Source organism: Schnuerera sp., from assembly GCF_035459645.1.
Lineage (GTDB): Bacteria > Bacillota > Clostridia > Tissierellales > Tepidimicrobiaceae > Schnuerera.
Map to the genome: position 1 here is coordinate 1 of NZ_DATHXO010000161.1, position 3,695 is coordinate 3,695.

Sequence of the window (3,695 nt, forward strand, 5' to 3'; positions counted from 1 at the left end):
AAAGAGCAAATATTTTAATTCTTCCAGTATTAATACCTAAGGAAATAATCATATTTTCATTATCTCCTATACCCTTTAGCAAATAACCTAGCTTAGTTTTGAAAAACAAGGTGAAAAACAAACCAGAAACAGCAGCAAGTATAAATACAATCATCAAAGTATTATTTCCTGTGAATATACTTTCATGATTAAATAAAGGAAGATTAGCCATTCCCATTATTCTCAAATTTATGGAATATAACCCAATCATTACTAAAATACTTGAAAGTATATCCTGAATTTTCATCTTTACATTCAATATACCCGTTACAATACCAGCTAAAGCCCCTGCTAACATGGAAAACACCAAAGATATAAAAGGATTAATCCCATTAATTATAAGTATAGCAGATACACTTGCCCCTAAAGTAAAACTACCGTCTGCTGACAGGTCTGCAAATTTAAGAATTTTATAAGTTATATATATTCCCATTACTGCTATGGAAAAAACTAAACTTTGTTGTAGGATACCTAGTACGAAACTATTCATTTAATTCTCCTCCCCAATTATTACTACCCCATCTAGTGCACTTTCTGGTAGAGCAATTCCTAATTTATCTGCTATATCCTTGTTTATAGTAAGTTGAGTATCTGTAGATCTAGAAACAGGTAAATCCTTTATTTCCTTTCCTTCAATTATTCCTATAGCCATAAGCCCTGTTTCATATCCTAATTTATAATAATCTAGACCTTCACAAGCTAAGGCACCATTTTTAACCATAGGTTCATCCACACCAATAGCTCCAATATTGTTATCTAAAGCTATCTTAGTAATTATAGACATACTAGAAGCTATTAAATTGTCTGATGGAAGAAATAAAAAATCAATTTCTCCAATTTTCCCACTAAGAGCTGGTTCTATCTCTGATGAGTTTGTAACTGGTATCTCAACTATTTCAAGTCCTTGGGACTGCGCTGTTTCTTTAGCTAATTCTACTTGTACTTGAGAATTTATTTCACTTGTATTATAAGGAACGCCTACCTTTTTTGCATCTGGAAAGATTGTTTTACCTAATTCTAGTTGTTTATCTATTGGTACCATATCCGTAGTCCCAGTTATATTCCTTTCTGGAGAATCTACATTTTGAATTAACCCTGCTGATATAGGATCCGTAACTGCTGTAAATAATATTGGAATATCTTTAGTAGACTGAAATGCGCTTTGGGCTGATGGGGTAGATATGGCAAGAATTAAATCTTTTTTCTGAGATACAAAATTTTGGGCTATAGTAGTTGTTAATGCTATATCCCCTTGAGCAAACTGAGTATCTATTTCAATGTTTTTTCCATCTTCATAGCCTTTGTCCTTTAGAGCATCGATGAAACCTTCTCGTGCTAAATCTAAAACCGGGTTCTCAATTATTTGACTAATACCAATGGAAACTATTTCTTTAGAATTTTGAGTTGAACATCCATTTAAAGATAAGCTAATAATGAATAACAAAACAAAGCCTAAGCATTTACTTAGACTGGCAAGACATTTTTTACCTACCATGCTACCATCCTCCTAATATTAATTTTTGAATTGATAAATCCTACTAATCTACCTTCCTACCCTTAGCATATTTGCTATCTACAAAAATATATGATTAAATTATAGTATGTTTTAATATCATTGTCAACAATATTTTGAAATTTTTTAATCCACAACTGGAATAGATCTATGACCTACTGCTATAGCTAAATCGTTTAAATGGAGTAAGCCTATGCTTATAAACAAACAAACCACTACATGTTCTCCTGATCTAGCTATTCCTAATTTCCCACCAAAATTAAGGCCTAATGCTTTAGAATCCACTTGACTAATAGCGTCTTTAGCTGCTCCTGCTACTGCTCCTTCATGGACGTGAACATCCTTTATAATCCCCGTCTTTTTTGAGGCCACCAATGCTCTTTCTATAATTTTAGGTATAGAGTTGATTAAGTCCCCACCAATATTTACCGCTGCGCTTTTTATATCTTTTTTTCGTAACTCATCTATTAAAATATTTTCCTCTTCTCTAGTTGATACTGCTAATTTTATAGCTGCCTTAGCAACATCTGTACTACTATTACTCATTTAAATCCCTCCTATATATATAATTTTATAGTATTTCATAGAAAAATCCAACTAAAAGAATTTTTTAATATTATTAAATTCAAAATTTCCTTCTATATATAATGCTAAAATCATATACAAAGATACTAATGGCTATAGCCCTATGGTAACAAATATATATTGATTATTAAGTTCTATTATGATAGCATTTTTCATATATATAATAAACTTATTATATTGACAAATACAGATAATCATCATAAATAGTTAGTACAAAAGAGAGGAGAAAATATATGAAAACCAATGTTTATGTACTTTATGGAGGTAAATCCGTAGAACATGAGGTATCTTTAAAATCTGCATCAGCAATACTAAATGCTTTAAATAGAGATAAATTCAATGTTTATCCAGTATATATTACAAAAGAAGGTATATGGTGTAATTTAGGATTATTAGAAGAAGAAATACAAGATGTAAAACAACTACAAGTCAAACCGTCCACTACTATTGCTAAATCTATAGGAGAATTTTTAGCTAAAGATTTTAGAGAAGGAGAAAAAAATATAATATTTCCAGCCATCCATGGCATTAATGGAGAAGATGGCACTATACAAGGACTTTTAGAACTATTAGATGTACCCTATGTAGGAAATGAAGTTTTATCTTCTGCTGCAGCAATGGACAAGGTTATAATGAGAGATGTTTTTTCTAATCATGGAATACCTCAAACAAAATATATTTCTTTCAGATTACATAATTGGAAAGAAAATGAGACAAAATGCTATAAACAAGTGGAAGAAAAAATCGGCTATCCTTGTTATATTAAACCTGCCAATTCAGGTTCTAGTGTTGGAATATCCATAGCTGAAAATAGGGAAGAACTTAAAAAATCCTTCCAAAAAGCTTTCCTCTATGATTGTAAAATAATAATAGAAAAGGAAGTAGTAGGCAGAGAAATGCAAACCTCTGTTATAGGAAATAACCATCCTAAAGCATCTGTCTCTGGTGAATTTATTATGGAAAAGCCCTTCTTCGATTATAATGCTAAATATATAGATGGGAAAATAACTCCTGTTGTTCCAGCTAGATTAGAGCCAGAAGTAGCTGACAAAGTGAGAGAAATGGCAGTAAAATCCTTTAAGGTTTTAAATTGTTATGGTCTTGCTAGGGTAGATATATTTGTTACTGATGATAACCAAATATTAGTAAATGAAGTAAATACAATGCCAGGTTTTACAGCTCTAAGTATGACTCCAGTTCTATGGGAAGCTACTAATGGCACTACTTATGCCGAACTTATAGAATGGCTAATAAAATTGGCCTTTAAAAGATATCAACAGAAAAAATCCATCTTGTATACAAGGGGAGTTGAAGAATGATAAAACGTAAGCTAAAAGATATAGAGTTCATGGTAAAAGGTTCCGGATTGAAAGAAGAATTTTCTAAAATTGAAATTGAAGGAGTCTCTACAGACACGAGAACCATTAGCAAAAACCAATTATTCATACCACCAATAGGTGAAAACTTTAATGGACATAAATTTATTGAACAAGCAATAGAAAAAGGTGCAAAAGCAGCATTATGGGATAAAAAAGAACCTATACCTGATTTGAATTTT

General features: G+C 31.3%; 5 protein-coding genes. 2 read left to right on the plus strand and 3 right to left on the minus strand.

What is annotated here, in order from left to right:
• From VK998_RS03910 to VK998_RS03920, 3 genes are all read right to left on the minus strand, one after another.
• A partial coding sequence (locus VK998_RS03910) for an ABC transporter permease (protein WP_414713553.1) occupies window positions 1-529 on the minus strand: 529 nt, incomplete at its 3' end.
• Complete coding sequence (locus tag VK998_RS03915) at window positions 530-1,534, minus strand: ABC transporter substrate-binding protein (protein ID WP_325225710.1); 1,005 nt, start codon at window positions 1,532-1,534, stop codon at window positions 530-532. It lies immediately after the preceding gene.
• Window positions 1,535-1,678: 144 nt separating this feature from the next.
• A complete protein-coding gene (locus VK998_RS03920) occupies window positions 1,679-2,098 on the minus strand; it encodes a HutP family protein (RefSeq protein ID WP_325225711.1) in 420 nt (139 codons plus the stop codon).
• Window positions 2,099-2,370: 272 nt separating this feature from the next.
• On the opposite strand from VK998_RS03920, the gene VK998_RS03925 reads away from it, so the two are divergent.
• A complete protein-coding gene (locus VK998_RS03925; RefSeq protein ID WP_325225713.1) occupies window positions 2,371-3,456 on the plus strand; it encodes a D-alanine--D-alanine ligase in 1,086 nt (361 codons plus the stop codon).
• Window positions 3,453-3,695, plus strand: a 243-nt coding sequence (locus VK998_RS03930) for a Mur ligase domain-containing protein (protein ID WP_325225716.1), incomplete at its 3' end; no start/stop codon positions are given. The genes VK998_RS03925 and VK998_RS03930, both read left to right, overlap by 4 nt.